The sequence below is a fragment of the Allorhizobium paknamense genome (assembly GCF_030815125.1).
Lineage (GTDB): Bacteria > Pseudomonadota > Alphaproteobacteria > Rhizobiales > Rhizobiaceae > Allorhizobium > Allorhizobium paknamense.
In genome coordinates, this window is sequence record NZ_JAUSWH010000004.1 from 182,585 (window position 1) to 201,660 (window position 19,076).

The following is a 19,076-nucleotide window of genomic DNA, read 5'->3' on the forward strand; positions in this document are numbered from 1 at the left end:
GATCTCCCTCAAATCGATCTCGATTTGAGGAATGACGCAGGAGCCACCTCACACACCCCTCCGGGAACATGGGTGCCCCGGAATATTCAGCCCCGCCCGCGTATTCCAGACAAATATGTCCGTCATCCGGTTCGCAGGCAAAGATCCCAACAGACCAAAACTTAACCGTCCCGTGCCCGAGGGCCCGGGGGCAAAAAGCAACTTATGTATGAAAAAACGGAACTGAACCGCCCCGCTTCAAAAGGCCGGCTCAACGAGCCGTTCGGGTCTGGCTTCAACTCTCGTTTGGAGCCTTTGTCCGCGCCTCTCTTGAAAGTCATTTAGGCAGGATCATCGACGGAGATCAATAATGAATTTTACCTAAAATTAAGAGCCCGGCATTGACTCGCGGCGGGACATCTGAGCTCCGAAAAAACACAAAAAAGAATCTCTTTTGAATCAAGGAGTTTTCTGTTTCAAAACGAAGGACTGCCACGGAATTGTCGAAAATAAAAAATTCTCTTGACTCCATATTGCCACCACCTGCCGTTAAGGCAACCTGCCCAAAATGGAAAGACCTCCTCTAAGTCACTGATTTTAATTATTTAATTCTGTCACGCGCGTGACACCGTTTTGTCAAAACCCGCTATGGCTGCATTGAATTTTAGAAAACGCAAAAAGCCCGGCATAAGCCAGGCTCATTACGTTCAAACTGAAAAAGCAGCAGTCTTAGGCTGCGAGAGCCTTTACGCGGCTCGCCAGACGCGAAATCTTCCGCGACGCCGTGTTGGCATGCAGCACGCCCTTGGAAGCGGCGCGATGCAGTTCCGGCTGGGCAGCGCGGAGCGCTTCAGCAGCAAGCGTCGCATCGCCGGATGCGATGGCTTCTTCCACCTTGCGAACGAAGTTGCGAACGCGCGAGCGGCGGCTCTTGTTGATTGCGGTGCGGCGAGCGATCTTGCGGGTCGCCTTCTTTGCCGACGTTGTATTGGCCATGGATGCCTCTCTTGAATATCAACCAAACCCCTGCCTGCCGCCGGATATGTTGCGACCCGTCTCATCAGCATTTCGGGATGCAATCGCGGAAAAAGCAGAAGCTTTCCTAACTGTGGGCGGGCATATACCCGGAAAGAACGCCCTCGTCAACGCGCTTTCTGCCGCCTGGCGCACATTCTCCCGCCTGAGCCCCCGGGCCGGGGCACGTATCTTCCCGGATCCGACCCATGGCGATGCAGCCGCCCACGGACACCTGCTCCAGACTATAACATCGGGGGAATTTTATTCAGACACGCTGAAAAGCGGTTTAGATGGCGGACAGGGAGGGATTCGAACCCTCGGTACGCTTTCACGTACACACGCGTTCCAGGCGTGCGCCTTAAACCACTCGGCCACCTGTCCGTCGCAGCCAGTGCGATAGTCGACTTGGCCGTTCGGGGCGGACATATACCAAGGATTCGTCAGCGCGCAAGGCGATTGTGAAAGATTTTTTGTGGCTCTCGTGAAGTTTTCACAGCTGGCTTATTGCCGGGCACGGGGAGCCTGCACCATATTACCGGTCGAAGTCAGGAAGCGGCGAGCCTGATCCGCACGGGGGTCAGCCTGTTTTGCAAGCCTCGCCAGCGGAGGAAAACATGATCCGGTTTGTCTTGCGCGCCTTCAGCCTTGTCTTCCTGATCCTTGCCGTTTTGACCGCAAGTTTCGATTCCATCGCCTCCGTCGCCGCTTCGAGCATGATCACGACGAGCTTCGGGTCTCTCTGGAAAAGTGTGGATACCGCCTCGCTTTTGGCATTTCGAAGCCTGACGGAAACCTATCTTGGTCAGCCAGTCTGGATGGTGATCGAGGCAGGCATGCTGCGGCAGCCGGGCTTCGCGGTGTTTCTCGTCCTTGCGCTGCTGCTTTGGATGGCCGGATACCGGCGGCCGCGGCCTGCTGGCCGGTTTGCCGCCTGATGCCTGAACGCACTGGCCAAGGCGTTTTTCCTTGGAACATTTGCCTGCGCAGGCCGTGAGATGGCCGTTTGAAATGCGATAGCTATATAGAAGTGAATGACCGCCAAACCGGCCTGAAAAGCAGGCCGAGAAGGAGATGACCATGTTGCTCGATCGCTTGTTCAGCAAGAAGACCGTGATGCCGACGGCCGAGACCGCCCTGCCCGGGCGGGACCAGCCGCTGGCAACCGCCAAGCTGCATTATGTCTCGGGCCGCCCCCTGAAAGGCCCCTACCCCGACGGTATGAAAACCATTTTTCTCGGCATGGGCTGTTTCTGGGGTGCGGAGCGGCTCTTATGGAACCAGAAGGGCGTCTGGGTCACGGCTGCCGGGTATCAGGGTGGCCTGACGCCCAATCCGACCTATGAAGAGACCTGCACCGGGCTCACCGGCCACACGGAAGTGGTGAAAGTGGTCTACGATCCCGGCCAGACCAGTCTCGACCATCTGCTCAAGGTGTTCTTCGAGGCCCATGATCCGACCCAGGGCATGCGGCAGGGCAATGATATCGGAACGACCTATCGTTCGGCGATTTATGCCGAAGACGAGGCCGATCTGGAAAAAGCAGCCGCTGCACGCGACCTGTTCCAGGCCGCCCTGCGCAAGGCAGGCCATGCTCAGGAGATTACCACCGAGATCGCGCCCGCAGGTCCATTTTACTATGCCGAGGACTATCACCAGCAATATCTGGCGAAAAATCCCAATGGTTATTGTGGATTGCGTGGCACCGGTGTGGCCTGCCCGATCGGCTAGAAAAGCAGCATAAACGATGCGGATGCGTCTGATTTTTCAGCTTTTATGCCTGAAAATTCAGCGAGTTTACTATTATTTACCGGATGAAAAAAATCTGGTGAATTTTTCGCAAAGCCATGCAAGGATGCGCGCCAGCCAGATCCTTGAGAGGGGGCAGGCGCGCCCGTCATGATGCTTTGAAAGCAGCCGGGCCGCTCAAGAACATCAATAGCAACACTAGGGCTGCACAATGAAGAAATCCCTTATTTCGCTTTTTGCCATGGTCGCCATGTCCGGTACGGCGCTCGCTGCCGATCTCCAGCCGGCCCTGGTCTATGGCACCGGCGGCAAGTTCGACAAGTCCTTCAACGAAGCGGCTGCAAACGGCGCGGAGAAGTTCTCCAAGGAGACGGGCATCAAGTTCCGGGATTTCGAGCCCACCAGCGATACGCAGGGCGAGCAGGCCATCCGCAACTTCGCCTCGCGCGGTTATAACCCGGTTGTCGCCGTGTCCTTTGCCTGGACCTCGGCAATGGAAAAGGTGGCCGGCGAGTTTCCGGACACCAAGTTCGTGATCGTCGATTCCGTCGTTGACAAGCCGAATGTGCGCTCCGTCACCTTCAAGGAAGAGGAAGGCTCCTACCTCGTCGGTCTTCTGGCCGGGATGGCCTCGAAGAGCGGCAAGGTCTCCTTCGTCGGCGGCATGGATATTCCGCTGATCCGCAAGTTCGAATGCGGCTATGAGCAGGGTGCACGCGCTGCAAATCCGAAGATCGAAGTCTTCCAGAACATGGTCGGCACCACGGGCGCTGCCTGGAACGACCCGGTTCGCGCCGGTGAACTCACCAAGAACCAGATCGACCAGGGCTCCGACGTGATCTATGCGGCAGCCGGTGCGTCTGGTCTCGGCGCGCTGCAGACGGCAGCCGATAACAAGAAGTTCTCGATCGGCGTCGATTCCAATCAGAACCACCTGCATCCGGGCTCGGTGCTGACCTCCATGGTCAAGCGCGTCGATCTGGCCGTCTACAACGCCTTCATGGACACCAAGAACGGCAAGTTCACCGGCGGCATCCAGACGCTGGGCGTGAAGGAAGAAGGCGTCATGCCCGCCATGGACGACAACAACAAGGCGCTGATCACCGCCGAGATGAAGGCAGCCGTCGACAAGGCGAAGGCCGATATCATTGCCGGCAAGATCAAGGTGCATGACTACATGACCGACAACGCCTGCCCGAAGGGCTGAGACGTCTGAGAGGGTGCGAGGTGTCTTTCGCTTCGCACCCTTTTTCATGTCGAGACTTTGCTGTTCAAATTTGTCCGCTGCTCATTTGAGCGGCAGATCTCTTGTGGCGCTCTCCAAAACATGCGATGCGCTTTTGGATTGGAGCGCAGCAATTCCCCCATGGATTGATGGGCCCACCGCATTTTCTGGAGCTTATGACGTGGTTCAAGCGCCTGCGATTGAACTGATCGGGATCGACAAGAAATTCGGTCCGGTTCACGCCAACAAGAACATCAACCTGACGGTTTCCAAGGGGTCCATTCACGGGATCATCGGCGAAAACGGCGCGGGAAAGTCGACGCTGATGTCGATCCTCTACGGCTTTTATCAGGCCGACCAGGGCTCGATCAAAGTGGGCGGCGAAACCATCACCATCAAGGACAGCCAGGCGGCAATTGCGGCCGGCATTGGCATGGTGCACCAGCACTTCATGCTGGTCGAAAACTTCACCGTGCTGGAAAACATCATGCTGGGCGCCGAAGGCGGGGCATTGCTGGCCAGGGGCACGGATGCGGCCCGCGCCTCGCTGAAGCAGCTCGAAAAGGATTACGGCCTCGATGTCGATCCCGATGCGGTAATCGAGGAACTGGCGGTTGGCCTGCAACAGCGCGTCGAAATTCTCAAAGCCCTTTATCGCGGCGCGGACATCCTGATCCTCGATGAACCGACCGGCGTGCTGACGCCTGCCGAGGCCGATCACCTGTTCAAGATCCTCGGCGTGCTGCGCGATCAGGGCAAGACGGTCATTCTGATCACCCATAAACTGCGCGAGATCATGGCCATCACCGATACGGTCTCCGTCATGCGGCGCGGCGAGATCGTCGCCACCCGCAAGACAGCGGAAACTACGGTGGAGGAACTGGCCGAGCTGATGGTTGGCCGCCGGGTTCTTCTGCGGGTGGACAAGAAGCCCGCCCAACCGGGCGAGGTTCTGTTGTCGGTCCGCAACCTGACCGTCAAGGACAATCGCGGCGTTACCATGGTGGATGACGTCTCCTTCGATATCCGCGCCGGCGAGATCGTTGGCATTGCGGGTGTGGCCGGCAACGGGCAGAGCGAGTTGCTTGAGGCCATTACCGGTATCCGCAAGCCTGTATCGGGCGAGATCCTGCTGGAAGGCCAGAAGGTCTCGGGGCTCGATCCGGCCATGCTGCGCAGGCTGGGCATCGGCCATATTCCGGAAGACCGTCACCACATGGGCCTCGTGCTGCCCTTCGAGGAAAGCCAGAACGCCATTCTCGGCTATCACCGGGATCAGCGCTACGGCAAAGGTCCCTTCCTCGATCCCGTCGCCATCCGCGCCGCCGCCGAGGTCGAAATCGCCAAATATGACATCCGCCCGCCGAATGCCCGGCTGAAAACCGCCAATTTCTCCGGCGGCAACCAGCAGAAGATCGTCGTGGCCCGCGAAATCGAGCGCAATCCGAAAATGCTGGTGATCGGCCAGCCGACGCGCGGCGTCGACATCGGCGCCATCGAATTCATTCACCGCCGCATCGTGGAAACGCGCGACGCTGGCAAGGCGCTGCTGCTGGTTTCGGTGGAGCTGGATGAGATCCGCGCACTCTCCGACCGCATCCTGGTGATGTTTGCAGGCAGGATCGTTGGCGAGAAGCCGTCGGATGCCACGGAACAGACGCTCGGCCTGATGATGGCCGGTATTGCCGCTTGAGGTTTTGATGAGCACCGCTTCCATTCCCCTTCCGAACTGGATCACCTACGGCCTGCTGCCGCTCATCAACCTGATCCTCGCCTTTCTCATTTCCGGGCTCGTCGTCTGGATCATCGGTGAAAATCCGTGGGATGCGCTGGTGCTGCTGCTGCAAGGCGCGCTTGGCCGGGGTGAAGGCATCGGCTTCACGCTGTTTTATGCCACCAATTTCATTTTCACCGGCCTGTCCGTGGCGGTCGCCTATCATGCCGGTTTGTTCAATATCGGCTCGGAAGGCCAGGCCTATGTCGGCGGGCTGGGTGCTGCGCTGGTGGCGCTGGCGCTGGATCATTACTGCCCCTGGTATGTCACCATGCCCTTTGCCGTGCTGGGCGCTGCGGTGTTCGGTGCGGCCTGGGCGCTGATTCCGGCCTGGCTGCAGGCAAGACGCGGCAGCCATGTGGTCATCACCACCATCATGTTCAATTTCATCGGCTCGGCGCTGATGGTCTATCTGCTGGTCAATGTGCTGCGCGTCACCGGCAAGATGGCGCCGGAAACCCGCACCTTCCTGGAGGGCGGGCAATTGCCGAAGCTGGACTGGCTGCTGGCCCTGTTCGGCCTGAAGCTAGGGGCGGCCCCCTTCAACGTCTCCTTCATCATCGCGCTCGTCATGTGCGTGGTGGTGTGGGTGCTGATCTGGCGCACCAAGCTGGGCTATGAAATGCGCACGCTCGGCATTTCCCGCTCGGCGGCCTCCTATGCCGGTATTTCCTATACACGCATCGTCGTCATCGCCATGCTGCTCTCCGGGGCGTTGGCGGGCATGATGGCGCTCAACCCGGTGATGGGCGCATCGGCCCGTTTGCAGGTGGAATTCGTGGGCGGCGCGGGCTTCGTTGGCATTGCCGTCTCGCTGATGGGCCGCAGCCATCCGCTCGGCATCGTACTTGCGGCCATTCTGTTCGGCATTCTCTACCAGGGGGGCGCGGAGCTTTCCTTCGACATGCCCAATATTACCCGCGACATGATCGTGGTCATCCAGGGCCTCGTCATTCTCTTTGCGGGCGCGCTGGAATTCATGTTCCGACCGGCGCTGGTGCGCCTCTATCTGTCGTTCAAGAAATCGTAAGGAGCCAGCATCATGGAAAATTTCGACATGCTGGTCTCCATCCTCGGCTCCACCGTGCGGCTTTCTATACCGCTGATCTTCACGGCGCTGGCCGGGCTGTTTTCGGAACGCGCCGGGATCTTCGACATCGGTCTCGAAGGCAAGATGCTGGCCTCAGCCTTTGCTGCTGCCGTCGTCGCCTATCTCACCGGCTCGGCCTGGGCCGGGCTTCTCGGCGGCATCGGCGTTTCCATCGTCTTTTCGATCATTCACGGCTTTGCCTCGATCACCAATCGCGGCAACCAGATCATTTCCGGCGTGGCGCTGAATTTTGTCGCTGCGGGCCTGACCGCCGTGCTGGGGCAGGCCTGGTACGGACAGGGCGGCCGCACCCCGCAGCTTTCCGGCGATGCCCGGTTTTCACCGATCACCCTGCCGGGCGTGGACGCCATGCGCGAGGTGCCGATCATCGGCCCGCTCTATGTCAATGTCATTTCCGGCAATAATATCCTCACCTATCTGGCCTTTCTGGCCGTGCCGCTGTCCTGGTGGGTGCTCTACCGCACCCGCTTCGGGCTCCGGCTACGGGCGGTCGGTGAAAATCCGGGTGCAGTGGATACGGCAGGCATTTCCGTGGAGTGGCTACGCTATCGAGCAGTGATCGTTGCGGGCCTGCTCTGCGGTTTTTCCGGCACCTATCTCGGCATTGCCCAGTCCGCGGCCTTCATCAAGGACATGTCGGCGGGCAAGGGCTATATCGCACTGGCCGCGCTGATCTTTGCCAAGTGGAAGCCTGTGCCGGTGATGTTTGCCTGCCTGCTGTTCGGCTTTCTCGATGCGCTGGCCAATTTCATGCAGGGCAAGGCCGTGCCGGGCATAGGCGAAGTGCCTGTGCAAATTTTCCAGGCCCTGCCCTATATTCTCACTTGTATTCTGCTGGCAGGCTTTATTGGCGCGGCCAAGCCGCCAAAGGCTGGCGGCGTGCCCTATGTGAAGGAGCGTTGATCCATGGCGCATGATCTGTTCGAAGCCGCCCGCGATGCCATGGCCAAGGCACATGCGCCCTATTCCAAATTTCCGGTGGGCGCCGCCATCCGCGCCGATGACGGCAAGATCTACACCGGGGCCAATATCGAGAACCTGTCCTTCCCGCAGGGCTGGTGTGCCGAACCGACGGCCATCGGCTGCATGATCATGGGTGGCGGCAAGACAATCCGGGAAATTGCGGTGATTGCCGAGAAGCTGGCGCTCTGCCCGCCCTGCGGCGGCTGCCGCCAGAAAATCCGGGAATTTGCCAGCGCCGACACCCGGATCTACCTTTGCGACGAGGCGGGCGTTCAGAAGACCCTGACCATGGAAGAACTTCTGCCCTTCAGCTTCGAGACGGACATTCTCGGATGATGCCCGCAACCGACCTGCTGGTGGACCGGCTGAATGGGCTGCTGCCGCGTATCGCGATCATCCTCGGCTCCGGCCTGGGTGGGCTGGCGGATGAGGTGAGCGATGCGGTGCGCATCCCCTATGGCGAGTTACCGGGCTTTCCCGCAGGCGGCGTCTCCGGCCATGCCAAGGAACTGGTGGCGGGACATTTGAACGGCGTGCCGGTGATCGTGCTGGCTGGCCGGGTGCATTATTACGAAAGCGGCGATGCCAGCGCCATGCGCCTGCCCTTGACCGTGTTGAAGGAACTGGGCGTTCAGTCCTTGATCCTCACCAATGCCGCAGGGTCGCTGCGTCCCGACCTGCCGCCGGGCTCGGTGATGCAGATCACCGATCATATCAATTATTCCGGCCTCAACCCGCTGATCGGCGAGCCGAGCGACGCGCGTTTCGTCGGCATGACGGCAGCCTATGATGCCGAACTGGCGGAGGCCATGCGGCAGGCGGCAGAGGCCGAAGGGATTGCACTGCCCAAGGGCGTCTACATGTGGTTTTCCGGCCCGAGCTTCGAAACGCCGGCAGAAATCCGCATGGCACGGCTGCTGGGCGCCGATGCGGTGGGCATGTCCACCGTGCCGGAAGTGATTTTGGGCCGTTTCCTGGGCTTGCGGCTTGCGGCAGCCTCCGTCATCACCAATTATGGTGCGGGCATGACGGGCGACGAACTGAGCCATGACGAGACCAAGGACATGGCCCCGATCGGCGGCAGTAAGCTGGCCCGGATATTGAAGACAATGCTGGCGTTGATAACTTGAGCATTTCCAGGAAAAGTGGAAACGGTTTTTCCCTCCGGAAATGCGTAAAAACAAAAACTTAGAGCATATCCGCTGAACCCGTGTTGACCGGAAATGTGCTAACCCTGCCGGAGGAAATGACCTTGGACAATCGCGAACTGCGTGAATGCGCCGCCGTGGCCCTCTCGGTCCTCGACCTGACCAATCTGAAGGAAGATTGCACGCCAGAAGAGATAACGGCGCTGGTAGCCCGCGCCCGCACGCCCTACGGCGCAGCGGCGGCGGTCTGCATCTGGCCGCGCTTCGTGGCGCAGGCGCGCAGCCTGTTTGGAACCGACCACAGCATCCGCATCGCCACCGTGGTGAACTTTCCCTCCGGTGCGCTTTCCGTGGACGAGGTGGTGCGGGAGACCGAACACGCCATTGCCGATGGTGCGGACGAAATCGATCTGGTCATTCCCTATACCAGGCTGAAGGCGGGCGATGAGGCCGCCGTGTCGGAGATGGTGCGTGCGGTGCGGGCCGCCTGCCCATCGCCGGTGCTGCTGAAGACCATTCTGGAAACCGGCGAACTCAAGGAGCCGCAACTCATCCGTCGCGCATCGGAGCTTGCCATTGCCGAAGGGTCGGATTTCATCAAGACCTCCACCGGCAAGGTGGCGGTGAATGCAACGCTGGAAGCCGCCGACATCATGCTGCAGGCCATTCGCGACAGCCGCAAGAATATCGGCTTCAAGCCGGCTGGCGGTATTTCGAGCGTGGGGGATGCTGCACTTTATTTCCGCCACGCCAGCGCCATCATGGGCGAGAACTGGGTCATGCCCTCCACCTTCCGGTTTGGTGCATCGGGTCTGCTCAACGATATCGTGACTGTGCTCGGTGGAGGCGCATCGACGGCAGCCGCTTCGGGATATTGAGATGCTGCCGCAGGAGATCATCCGCCGCAAACGCGACGGCCAGAGCCTGTCCGCCGGTGAGATCCGCACCTTCATTGAGGCGCTTTCGGCAGACAGGCTTTCGGAAGGGCAGATCGGCGCTTTCGCCATGGCGGTGTTTCTGCGGGGCATGAGCCGGGATGAGACCGTGGCGCTGACCCTTGCCATGCGCGACAGCGGCACGGTTCTCGCCTGGAACGGGCTGGACAGGCCGATATCCGACAAGCACTCCACCGGCGGCGTCGGCGACAATATTTCTCTTATGCTCGCCCCGCTGATGGCGGCCTGCGGGCTGGCCGTTCCGATGATTTCCGGTCGTGGCCTCGGCCATACCGGCGGCACTCTGGACAAGCTGCAATCCATTCCGGGCTATGAAATCCAGCCGAGTGCCGCAGGCTTTCGCAAGGTGGTGGCCGAGGTTGGCACTGCGATCATCGGCCAAACCGGCGATCTGGCCCCTGCTGACAAACGGCTTTACGCCGTGCGTGACGTGACGGCCACGGTGGAATCCGTGCCGCTGATCACCGCCTCCATTCTGTCGAAAAAGCTGGCCGCCGGGCTTACCAGCCTGGTGCTGGACGTGAAGGTGGGCAATGGCGCCTTCATGAGCGACATGACCGAAGCCCGCACCCTGGCGGAAGCTCTGGTGGAGGTGGCGAATGGCGCGGGCATGAAAACCACCGCCCTGCTGACGGATATGAATGAGCCGCTGGCCGATGCTGCCGGAAACGCGGTGGAAGTTCTGAACGCCGTCTCTTTCCTGAAAGGCGAAAAGACAGGCACGCGGCTTGAGGCGGTGACGCTTGCACTCGGCGCAGAGATGCTGGTCAATGCCGGGGTCGAGGTGGACCGCGACCGTGCCGAGGCCCGTTGCCGCGCCAGCCTGAAGAGCGGGGCGGCGGCGGAGGTTTTTGCCCGCATGGTGCATGGCCTTGGCGGCCCGCATGATTTTCTGGAGCGTGCAGCCGATTATCTGCCGTCCGCGCCGGTCACCATTCCCGTGCTGGCTGGCAAGGCCGGATATCTCGCCTCCGTCAAAACCCGCGATCTTGGCCTTGCCGTCATCGATCTCGGCGGCGGTCGGCGGCGACCCACCGATACGATCGATCCCAGCGTCGGCTTCAGCGGGCTCCTGCCGCTGGGCACGGAGGTGGCGCGCGGCGATGTACTGGGCTTTGTCCACGCCGCCGAGGAAGCAAGCGGCGCGCGCGCCGCAGACGCTCTGGTCGCGGCCTATGCCATCGAGGACACCCGTCCCATGGCGCGCCCGGTGGTGATCGAACGCATCGAAGACTGATACGAAGGGTCATTGAAGATGGCAGTTCCTATTCCATTTTCGAATATCTCAAGCCCCTGACTCATAGATATTCGAAATCTCTTCCAGGCGAGGAGGCTGACGCATCTTCGAGCCTTGGTATAAGCCCTATCTTGTCAGATCAATCGGAATATGGGCCACAGTGCCTTGGCTGCGCTCCTCATAGCTCAGCCCGGCACCGAGCGAGGCGGCCATGGATTTGATGATGCGGCTGCCAAGGCCGGTGCCTTTTGGGGCGGCATCCGCCGTGATCCCGACGCCGTCATCCTCCACCGTCAGCAGGGCCTGATCAGGGCCAGTCTGCTTCAGCCGCACCCGGATATCGCCGGCCGAAGCCTCCGGATAGGCATATTTATAGGCATTGGTCACGAGTTCGGTGACGATCATGCCAACGGACACCGCCCTGTCGGATTTCAGCGAGAGCGGGTCGGCCTCCACCGTCAGATTGATCTGCCGCTCGGGGCTTGCCAGCGAATTGCCGATTTCCCCGACCAGATTGGCGAGATAGATGTTGAGATCGACCCGGCTGACATCGTGCGAGGTGTAAAGGCTTCGGTGCATGCCGGCAATGGCGGTGATGCGCGCCTGCGTTTCGGCCAGTTCCGCCTTGACCTCATCGCTGCGGGCATTGGAAATCTGCAGGCGGATGAGGCTTGCCACCAGCGCCAGACTGTTGGCGACGCGATGGTTCACCTCCGCCAGCAGCGCTTCCGCCCGTTCCTTGCCCAGGCGGATTTCCTCCTCGGCTCTGGCCTTTTCGGCGCGCAGCCGGGCATTGTCCACGGATTGCTCGATGGCGCTCATCAAAAGCGGCAGGAAATCCTCACCGACACTCTTGATCACATAATCGGATGCACCGGCCTTGATGGCGTTGACCGCAATCTCCGCCTCGTTGGACCCCGTGACATAGACCACCGGCAGGGAAATGCCTTCGGCCCGCAGCCGCGCCAGCACATCATGACCGGTCATGGCGCGCAGATAATGATCGAGTACGATGGCGTCGAAGGTCTCGCGGCCCAGAAGCTCCAGCGCCTGCTCCAGATCTTCCGCGTGGCTGACGGAATGGCCGTTGCGGCTGAAGACCTTCTGCACCAGCCGCGCTATGGCCGGATCGTCATCGAGGTAAAGGATGCGGACATTCATGCCGGTACGGCTCGGTTCACGGAATCTGCATGACGGAAAAGAACAGGCCGAGCTGCCGGATGGCGTTGGCGAAATTGTCGTAATCCACCGGCTTGGTGATGTAGACATTGGCGCCCAGGTCGTAGCAGCGCTGGATTTCCCGCTCATCATCGGTGGTCGTCAGGATGACGACCGGCAAACGGCGCGTATACGGGTTGTTCTTCACCTTTTCGAGAATATCGGTGCCTGACATGTCGGGCAGGTTGAGATCGAGCAGGATCAGGAGATAGCGGTCGCGCGAGACCTCGCCGGAACGGTCCGGTCCCAGAATGAAATCCAGCGCCTCATTGCCATTGGCGAAGGGAATGATCTCGTTGTTGACGCCAGCGCGGCGGACGTTTTTTTCGATAAGGCGCGCATGGCCCTCATCATCTTCGATCATGACGATCGTGACTTCCTTGCCCACCGCTTTCATGCGCTACTCCGTACAAGCTTCGAAAGATCCATTGGCAGACGCAGGATAAAGGTGGACCCCGCGCCAAGGCTAGACTTGACCGTAATTTCACCGCCCAGATTGCGGGCGAGTGAACGAACATGCGCAAGGCCTATGCCTTCCCCGCGCTGGTCCTGCTGGCCGGATCGGCGGAAGAGTTCGAAAACTCTCTCGTGATCTTCCTCGGCAATACCACGTCCATTGTCTTCTATGTCAATCCGAACGAAATGTCTGCCGTCCTGAACCGTTCGCACCGATAAAATCAGCGGTTGGTCGGGCCGGCGATATTTGATGGCATTGTCGAACAGATTGCCGAGAATCTGCTCGATGGACAACCGGTCGGAAATGATCTCGTTCACCGCGATATGAATGTCCGTCCGGCCATCGCTTTCGGCAATCTGATGGTGCACGCTTTCCGCAGTGATTTCGATGATCTCCTTCAGACTGACCTTTTCCGGCTTCAGCTGACGGCGCCCATCGCGGGAAATCTTCAGGATGGCGTTGATCAGCCCATCCATCTTGCGCGTCGAGGAGCGGATGAAATTGATGGCTTCCGGCAGGTCTTCGGCGGCCGCCAGACGGGCGTCGGCGATCTGCTGCTCGCTCAAACTGTCGCCATCGGCCAGTACATAGGTCTGGAGAGCCTTGAGCGCGGTGTCGAGTTCGGCGGTAAAGCCCATGACATTGACGAGGGGGGCTCTGAGATCATGGGTGACGATATAGGCGAAACGCTGGATCTCCTGGTTGGCCTGAATCAGATCCTCGGTGCGCTCCTGAACGCGTTCCTCGAGGCCCCGGTTCAGCACCTCCACCTCATTGCGCGCTTCGGAAAGCTCGCGCACATGCTGAATGATGATGGCAATGGCCCCGCCGACGACCAGCACGATGGCAACGGCGCCACCAAGAGTAAACCATTTCAGCCAGGTGCTGGCCGAAAGCTGCGCGGACACGCCGTTGTTGAGGCTGCGGTCGGCGTCATTGCGCACCTCATCCAGAATGGTGCGAACATCATCCATGACATTCTTGCCGAAGCCGCCGCGCACCACCGAAACCGCCTCGTCCCAGCGGCCACTGCGGGCCAGATCGACAGTCGCCGACAATTCCTTCAACTTGGATTGCACCAGCGAACGCAGTTGCGGCACGCGATGGGCCCGCTCCGGATGCCGGGCCAATTGCTCCTCAAGGGCCGACATCAGGGTTTCGGTCCGGTTCACCGCATTGTCATAGGGCGTCAGAAATTCGTTTTGCCGGGTGATGATATAGCCGCGCTGCCCGGTTTCCGCATCGGTCAAAGCCTGCAGAAGATCCGCACTGGTGCTGCGGATCGTGCGTTCTTCCACCACGACGCTGAAGGTGTCGCGCGTCCGCCCCACCAGCCAAAGCGAAGAGGCAATCAGGCTCACAAGAATGACCGCTCCTACCGCCAGCATCAGCAGGGTGGAGCGCATGAAAATAGCATTGGTCGCCGACATTCGTCCCGCCCTCACACCGGCCCATAAAGCCGGGAAAAGAAGCCGGATGGTAATGCCTTCACCGTTTGATCGTCCAGACCGTCTCGCGCCATGCCCTCTCATCCACGCACCAAGGCGGGCTTGGATATCCCGTCATACCGAGATATCCAAGCCCGCCTCTCTTGACCACCGGAACGCCCGCCATGCGACCGGTTTCGCATCTAACGCGGGAAAGCAGGAATGGTTCCGGGCAGCCTCATCTTTTTTTGAGATGGATTATAGGGCCCTGGGACGGATCGACATTCAGGCTGGAGTGAGGCGAAAACGGTGATTTTCGAGAACCGGAACGGAGTGTACTTAACGTACATGAGTACCGGAAGCTGAGACAAATTGCCGTTTGCAGCCCGCTCAAGCCTGAATGTCGATCCGTCCTACAGCACCAGATGCAGGGCAATGGAAACCAGCGCCAACGCGATAACCCAAAGCGCCACGCGCCCGGAGCGGGAATGCCGCGCCTCCGCCTTGCCGATGGCCTCGGCGGTTTCGTTGTCGAAGCGCAGACCATGCTCGCTCATATGCATGAGTTCGCCGTGGAATTTCTCGGTCTTGGCGGCAATCTCCGGCAGGGCTTCGGCCACCCGCACGGCAGCCTTCAGCCCATCCTTCACATCGGCCACGATGCGCTTGGGGCCAAGATTGTCGCGGATCCAGGCGCCCACCACCGGCTCGGAGGCCTTCCACATGTTGAATTGCGGATTGAGCATGCGCGACACGCCCTCCACCACCACCATGGTCTTCTGCAGCATGACGAGTTCGGGCCGCGTCGCCATGTCGAAGAGTTCCGTCACCTCGAACAGCAGGCTGAGCAGCCGCGCCATGGAGATGGTTTCCGCCGACTGGCCGTGGATCGGCTCGCCAATGGCGCGGATGGCCTGGGCAAAGCTTGCGACATTGTGATGGCCGGGAACATAGCCTGCCTCGAAATGCACCTCCGCCACCCGCAGGTAATCGCGGGTGATGAAGCCATAGAGAATTTCCGCCAGGAACCGCCGCTCCTTCTTGCCGAGCCGCCCGGAAATTCCGAGATCGACCGCCACGATCATCCCCTGCGGATCGACGAAGAGATTGCCGGGATGCATGTCGGCATGGAAAAAGCCGTCCCGCAGCGTATGGCGCAGGAAGGACTGGATGAGCGCATCGGCCAGCGCGTTGAGGTCATGCCCGGCGGCCTTCAGCCCCTCGACATCCGACATCTTGACGCCTTCGATCCACTCCATGGTGATGACGTCGCGGCCCGTGCGCTCCCAATCGACAGCGGGCACGCGGAAGCCGGGATCGTCCCGCGTGTTTTCCGCAAGCTCCGAAAGGGCTGCGGCTTCCAGCCGCAGATCCATCTCCATCTTGGTGGTCTGCTCCAGCGTCCGCGTCACATCCACCGGCTTCAGGCGGCGCATATGCGGCAGGAAGCGTTCCTGCATGCGCGACACCAGATACATGACCTCCAGATCGGCGGCGAAGCGGCGGCGCACGCCGGGGCGCACCACCTTCACCGCCACCCTTCTCGGCCCGGCAGGCGTTGCCACCAGGCAAGGATGCACCTGGGCGATGGAAGCGGCAGCGATGGGCTGGCCGAATTCCAGATAGAGATCCTCGACCGTGCGGCCCAGCGAGTCGCGAATGGCGGTTCTCGCTGCCTCGGATGGGAAAAAGGCCATGCGGTCCTGCAGGCCGGTCAGGTCCTGCGCCAGTTCCGCCCCCACCACATCGGGGCGAGTGGCGAGAAACTGGCCGATCTTCACATAGGACGGCCCCAGCCTTTCGATGGCCTGCGACAGGCGATCGGCACGGGTGAGATGCGAGGCGCGCTTGCGGGCAAAGGCCGACACCACGCTTTTCGCCAGCGTCACCATCGGCGGCAGCCCCTCGGAGGGCAGTGCCGAAACGACCCCTTCGCGGACGAGGATCCAGCCGACCCGCGCCAGCCGGACATAGGCGCTGACTGTGCTCATCGCCTCAGATCTTCCAGCCGGAATGCAGCGCCGCGATGCCGCCGGTGTAATTGGTGAAGGAGACGCGCGAGAAGCCCGCCTTGCCGATCATGGCGGCAAAATCCTTCTGGTTTGGAAATTTGCGGATGGATTCCACCAGATACTGATAGGGCTCGGCATCGCCGGTGATCATTTTGCCGAACCGCGGAATGGCATTGAAGGACCAGGCGTCGTAGACCCGGTCGAGCAACGGCATCTCCACCTCGGAAAATTCCAGAACCAGCAGACGTCCGCCGCGCTTCAGCACGCGATGGGCCTCCGACAGCGCCTTGTCGATATGCGGCACGTTGCGAATGCCGAAGGCAATCGTATAGGCATCGAACTGGTTGTCGCCAAAGGGCAGGTCCTCGGCATTGGCTTCGACAAAGGTGAGGTTTTCGGAAAGGCCGCGCTTTTTCGCCCGCTCCGCGCCCACCGCCAGCATCGAGCCGTTGATATCCAGCACCGTGGCATGGGCCGTGCGCTTCGAGGCTTCGATGATGCGAAAGGCGATGTCGCCCGTGCCGCCGGCCACGTCCAGCACCTTGTAATTCGGATCGCGGCGCGGATGAAGGGCCGCCACCATGGCATCCTTCCAGAGCCGGTGCATGCCCGCCGACATCACGTCGTTCATGATGTCGTAGCGTTTGGCGACCTTGTGAAAGACCTCATTGACCAGGCCCTGCTTTTCCCCCTCCGGCACCTCGCGAAACCCATAGGAGGTTTCCATGCCGCCCTCGGCGGAAATACGGTGTTCAGCCATCGGATCACTCCACTCTACGTCATCTTGCCAGGCGGTGGCGGAAACAACCGCGATAGGATAGGTATCGCAGCGTTGCTGTCCGGGCGCCGGATCGGGTCCTTGCCCTCGTCCTTAACCCATTGCGACGCCCACCGAAACAGAAAGATGGAGCCCCCATGCCGGAATTGCCAGAGGTGGAGACGGTAAAACGCGGACTTCAGCCCTTTATGGAGGGTGCGACCATCCGCCGCCTGGAGCTGCGAAGGCCGGATCTCCGCTTTCCGCTTCCGAAAAATCTGGCTGGCCTGGCCGAAGGCCAGCGGATCGCCGCCCTGTCGCGGCGGGCGAAATATCTGCTCATCGACCTTGAGAACGGCACCTCCATCCTGTCCCATCTCGGCATGTCCGGCTCCTATCGCATCGTCGAGGAGGAGGGTGAGGCGCAGCCGGGTGACTTTCACCATGCCCGCTCCAAGGACGAGAAGCACGATCATGTCATCTTCCATCTGACCTCGCCGGAAAAGGGGGCGGTGAAGGTGATCTATAACGATCCGCGCCGGTTCGGCTTCATGGATGTGGTGGAGCGCCGCAGCATGGAAAGCCACGCCGCCTTTACAGGGCTTGGACCGGAGCCGCTGGGCAATGCGCTGAGCGCGGATTATCTGGCAAGCCGCTTCAAGTCCCGCGCCCAACCGCTGAAAAGCGCGCTGCTCGATCAGAAAAACATTGCGGGCCTCGGCAATATCTATGTCTGCGAAGCGCTGTGGCGCTCCCATCTGGCGCCGGACCGCGCCGCAGGCACGCTGGTGAACGCCGATGGCACGCCGAGCATGGGACTGGAACAGTTGACACTGGCCATCCGCGAGGTGATCACTGAAGCGATTGCCGCAGGCGGCTCCTCGCTGCGCGACCATATCCAGACCGATGGATCGCTCGGTTATTTTCAGCACAGTTTCAATGTCTACGACCAGGAGGGCGAGCCCTGCCGCACCCCCGGATGCGGCGGTACCGTGACCCGCATCGTCCAGGCCGGACGCTCGACCTTCTATTGCCCGACCTGCCAAAAGTAATAGGAAGAGTCATTGAAAATGACTTTTCCTATTCCCCTTTCGAATATCTCAAGCCCTTGATGTATTTGAGATAGTCGAATTTTTTCAAGGCGAGGATGCCTTAGAATCTTCGAGCCTTGGTACAAGAGGAGAGAAAGATGAGCGAAACCCCGTTTGAAACGCTGATCCTGGAACGGCATGGACAGGTCATGCTGATCCGCCTCAATCGCCCGGAGGCGCTCAATGCACTGAACTCCACGGTGCTGACGGAACTGATCGCCGTGCTTTCGGCCTGCCAGACCGATCCCGAGGTGCGCGCCGTGGTGTTGACCGGCTCGGAAAAGGCCTTTGCGGCGGGCGCCGATGTCAAGGAAATGCAGGCGCTGGACTTCACCACCATCTACCGGCAGGATTTTCTCGCCGGATGGTCGGAAGTGGCCGGCTTTCGCAAGCCGATCATCGCTGCCGTTTCCGGCTTTGCGCTAGGCGGCGGCGCGGAACTGGCGATGATGTGCGACTTCATTATCGCCTCGCCCACGGCGAAGTTCGGACAGCCGGAAATCACCCTCGGCATCATTCCCGGCATGGGTGGCACGCAGCGGTTGATCCGCGCCGTTGGCAAGGCAAAGGCCATGGATCTCTGCCTTACGGGCCGGATGATGGATGCGGAAGAGGCCGAGCGCGCCGGGCTCGTTGCCCGCATCGTTCAGCCCGAGAAGCTGCTGGAGGAAGCCCTTGCCGCCGCCGGCAAAATCGCCTCCTTCTCCCAGCCTGCCGTGCTGATGGCCAAGGAGGCCATTTCAAGCGCTGCGGAGCAGACGCTCGCCGAGGGCCTGCGCTTCGAACGCCGCCTGTTCCAGTCGCTCTTTGCCACGGAAGACCAGAAGGAAGGCATGGCCGCCTTCATCGAAAAGCGCAAACCCGCCTTCAAGGACCGGTAACAGAGCGACCTTATGCCAAGGCTCGAAAAGATTTCGAATATCTCAAATTCATCAGGGGCTTGAGATATTCGAAAAGG

The 19,076-nt window shown here is 60.5% G+C and carries 18 protein-coding genes and 1 tRNA gene; 12 read left to right on the top strand and 7 right to left on the bottom strand.

What is annotated here, in order from left to right:
* Positions 1-708: 708 nt before the first annotated feature.
* On the bottom strand, positions 709-975 hold the full coding sequence (rpsT, locus tag QO005_RS08535; RefSeq protein WP_307157574.1) for a 30S ribosomal protein S20: 267 nt from the start codon (positions 973-975) through the stop codon (positions 709-711).
* A 312-nt stretch (positions 976-1,287) separates the two neighbouring features.
* A tRNA-Ser gene (locus tag QO005_RS08540) sits at positions 1,288-1,377 on the bottom strand.
* A 233-nt stretch (positions 1,378-1,610) separates the two neighbouring features.
* Between QO005_RS08540 and QO005_RS08545 the strand changes: the two genes are divergently transcribed.
* The 10 genes from QO005_RS08545 to deoA all read left to right on the top strand — a co-directional run bounded on the left by QO005_RS08545 (position 1,611) and on the right by deoA (position 11,156).
* The gene (locus QO005_RS08545; protein ID WP_307157575.1) at positions 1,611-1,931 is read left to right on the top strand and encodes a hypothetical protein; all 321 of its coding nucleotides are present in this window, start codon (positions 1,611-1,613) and stop codon (positions 1,929-1,931) included.
* A gap of 142 nt (positions 1,932-2,073) precedes the next feature.
* Positions 2,074-2,724: a peptide-methionine (S)-S-oxide reductase MsrA gene (gene msrA, locus QO005_RS08550; protein ID WP_307157576.1), complete on the top strand. Its 651-nt coding sequence runs from the start codon at positions 2,074-2,076 to the stop codon at positions 2,722-2,724.
* A 229-nt stretch (positions 2,725-2,953) separates the two neighbouring features.
* A complete protein-coding gene (locus tag QO005_RS08555) occupies positions 2,954-3,949 on the top strand; it encodes a BMP family lipoprotein (protein ID WP_307157577.1) in 996 nt (331 codons plus the stop codon).
* A 199-nt stretch (positions 3,950-4,148) separates the two neighbouring features.
* On the top strand, positions 4,149-5,660 hold the full coding sequence (locus QO005_RS08560) for an ABC transporter ATP-binding protein (protein WP_307157578.1): 1,512 nt from the start codon (positions 4,149-4,151) through the stop codon (positions 5,658-5,660).
* A 7-nt stretch (positions 5,661-5,667) separates the two neighbouring features.
* Positions 5,668-6,771: an ABC transporter permease gene (locus QO005_RS08565; RefSeq protein ID WP_307157579.1), complete on the top strand. Its 1,104-nt coding sequence runs from the start codon at positions 5,668-5,670 to the stop codon at positions 6,769-6,771.
* Between the two features lie 12 nt (positions 6,772-6,783).
* Positions 6,784-7,755 carry an ABC transporter permease gene (locus tag QO005_RS08570; protein WP_307157580.1) on the top strand — a complete coding sequence of 324 codons (972 nt, stop codon included), beginning with the start codon at positions 6,784-6,786 and terminating at the stop codon, positions 7,753-7,755.
* Positions 7,756-7,758: 3 nt separating this feature from the next.
* Positions 7,759-8,151, top strand: coding sequence for a cytidine deaminase (locus QO005_RS08575; protein ID WP_307157581.1), 393 nt, complete (start codon positions 7,759-7,761; stop codon positions 8,149-8,151).
* Positions 8,148-8,945, top strand: a complete 798-nt coding sequence (locus QO005_RS08580; RefSeq protein ID WP_307157582.1) for a purine-nucleoside phosphorylase — start codon at positions 8,148-8,150, stop codon at positions 8,943-8,945. Before QO005_RS08575 ends, QO005_RS08580 begins: the two co-directional genes overlap by 4 nt.
* Positions 8,946-9,067: 122 nt before the next feature.
* Positions 9,068-9,841 (top strand): deoxyribose-phosphate aldolase, encoded by a 774-nt coding sequence (gene deoC, locus QO005_RS08585; protein WP_307157751.1) that lies wholly within the window; start codon positions 9,068-9,070, stop codon positions 9,839-9,841.
* 1 nt (position 9,842) lies between these two features.
* Positions 9,843-11,156 carry a thymidine phosphorylase gene (deoA, locus tag QO005_RS08590; RefSeq protein WP_307157583.1) on the top strand — a complete coding sequence of 438 codons (1,314 nt, stop codon included), beginning with the start codon at positions 9,843-9,845 and terminating at the stop codon, positions 11,154-11,156.
* 126 nt (positions 11,157-11,282) lie between these two features.
* Here deoA and QO005_RS08595 read toward each other — a convergent pair whose 3' ends face one another.
* From QO005_RS08595 to ubiE, 5 genes are all read right to left on the bottom strand, one after another.
* Positions 11,283-12,317 carry a response regulator gene (locus QO005_RS08595; RefSeq protein ID WP_307157584.1) on the bottom strand — a complete coding sequence of 345 codons (1,035 nt, stop codon included), beginning with the start codon at positions 12,315-12,317 and terminating at the stop codon, positions 11,283-11,285.
* A 16-nt stretch (positions 12,318-12,333) separates the two neighbouring features.
* The gene (locus QO005_RS08600; protein WP_307157585.1) at positions 12,334-12,771 is read right to left on the bottom strand and encodes a response regulator; all 438 of its coding nucleotides are present in this window, start codon (positions 12,769-12,771) and stop codon (positions 12,334-12,336) included.
* Complete coding sequence (locus QO005_RS08605) at positions 12,768-14,261, bottom strand: sensor histidine kinase (RefSeq protein ID WP_307157586.1); 1,494 nt, start codon at positions 14,259-14,261, stop codon at positions 12,768-12,770. Before QO005_RS08605 ends, QO005_RS08600 begins: the two co-directional genes overlap by 4 nt.
* A 410-nt stretch (positions 14,262-14,671) precedes the next feature.
* Positions 14,672-16,249: a 2-polyprenylphenol 6-hydroxylase gene (gene ubiB, locus QO005_RS08610; protein WP_307157587.1), complete on the bottom strand. Its 1,578-nt coding sequence runs from the start codon at positions 16,247-16,249 to the stop codon at positions 14,672-14,674.
* A gap of 4 nt (positions 16,250-16,253) precedes the next feature.
* Entirely contained in the window at positions 16,254-17,030 is a 777-nt protein-coding gene (ubiE, locus tag QO005_RS08615; RefSeq protein WP_307157588.1) for a bifunctional demethylmenaquinone methyltransferase/2-methoxy-6-polyprenyl-1,4-benzoquinol methylase UbiE, read from the bottom strand.
* Between the two features lie 155 nt (positions 17,031-17,185).
* On the opposite strand from ubiE, the gene mutM reads away from it, so the two are divergent.
* Both mutM and QO005_RS08625 read left to right on the top strand, forming a co-directional pair.
* Positions 17,186-18,079: a bifunctional DNA-formamidopyrimidine glycosylase/DNA-(apurinic or apyrimidinic site) lyase gene (gene mutM, locus QO005_RS08620; RefSeq protein WP_307157589.1), complete on the top strand. Its 894-nt coding sequence runs from the start codon at positions 17,186-17,188 to the stop codon at positions 18,077-18,079.
* Between the two features lie 137 nt (positions 18,080-18,216).
* Complete coding sequence (locus tag QO005_RS08625; RefSeq protein ID WP_307157590.1) at positions 18,217-18,999, top strand: enoyl-CoA hydratase; 783 nt, start codon at positions 18,217-18,219, stop codon at positions 18,997-18,999.
* Positions 19,000-19,076 lie beyond the last annotated feature (77 nt).